At 51.0% G+C, this 735-nt stretch carries 8 tRNA genes; all 8 read left to right on the plus strand.

Annotated elements, in window-relative coordinates:
- Positions 1-3 precede the first annotated feature (3 nt).
- The 8 genes from NCCP28_RS23465 (at position 4) to NCCP28_RS23500 (ending at position 735) form a co-directional block, all read left to right on the plus strand.
- A tRNA-Val gene (locus NCCP28_RS23465) sits at positions 4-79 on the plus strand.
- Between the two features lie 27 nt (positions 80-106).
- Positions 107-182, plus strand: a tRNA-Thr gene (locus tag NCCP28_RS23470).
- 13 nt (positions 183-195) lie between these two features.
- Positions 196-271, plus strand: a tRNA-Lys gene (locus NCCP28_RS23475).
- A gap of 14 nt (positions 272-285) precedes the next feature.
- Positions 286-370: transfer RNA gene (locus NCCP28_RS23480), tRNA-Leu, on the plus strand.
- Between the two features lie 18 nt (positions 371-388).
- A tRNA-Gly gene (locus NCCP28_RS23485) sits at positions 389-463 on the plus strand.
- Positions 464-471: 8 nt separating this feature from the next.
- Positions 472-560: transfer RNA gene (locus NCCP28_RS23490), tRNA-Leu, on the plus strand.
- A gap of 15 nt (positions 561-575) precedes the next feature.
- A tRNA-Arg gene (locus tag NCCP28_RS23495) sits at positions 576-652 on the plus strand.
- 6 nt (positions 653-658) lie between these two features.
- A tRNA-Pro gene (locus tag NCCP28_RS23500) sits at positions 659-735 on the plus strand.

Genomic DNA, 735 nt, shown 5'->3' on the forward strand with positions numbered 1-735 from the left:
AATGGAGGATTAGCTCAGCTGGGAGAGCATCTGCCTTACAAGCAGAGGGTCGGCGGTTCGATCCCGTCATCCTCCACCATATAAAATATAGACAAGCTATTAGAATGCCGGTGTAGCTCAATTGGTAGAGCAACTGACTTGTAATCAGTAGGTTGAGGGTTCAAGTCCTTTCGCCGGCACCATTTTTTAGTCTTTGAGCCATTAGCTCAGTTGGTAGAGCATCTGACTTTTAATCAGAGGGTCGGAGGTTCGAATCCTCCATGGCTCACCATTTATAATATTTTTGCGGGTGTGGCGGAATTGGCAGACGCACTAGACTTAGGATCTAGCGCCGCAAGGCGTGGGGGTTCGACTCCCTTCACCCGCACCAATATTAACTTTATATTTTGCGGAAGTAGTTCAGTGGTAGAATACCACCTTGCCAAGGTGGGGGTCGCGGGTTCGAATCCCGTCTTCCGCTCCAAAAACAATGCCGGGGTGGCGGAACTGGCAGACGCACAGGACTTAAAATCCTGCGGTAGGTGACTACCGTACCGGTTCGATTCCGGTCCTCGGCACCATTGTTTTTACATTATGCGCCCGTAGCTCAATTGGATAGAGCGTCTGACTACGGATCAGAAGGTTATGGGTTCGACTCCTTTCGGGCGCGCCATATGTACGGGAAGTAGCTCAGCTTGGTAGAGCACTTGGTTTGGGACCAAGGGGTCGCAGGTTCGAATCCTGTCTTCCCGACCA

The sequence above is a fragment of the Niallia sp. NCCP-28 genome, from assembly GCF_023168165.1.
Classification (GTDB): Bacteria; Bacillota; Bacilli; order Bacillales; family Cytobacillaceae; genus Niallia.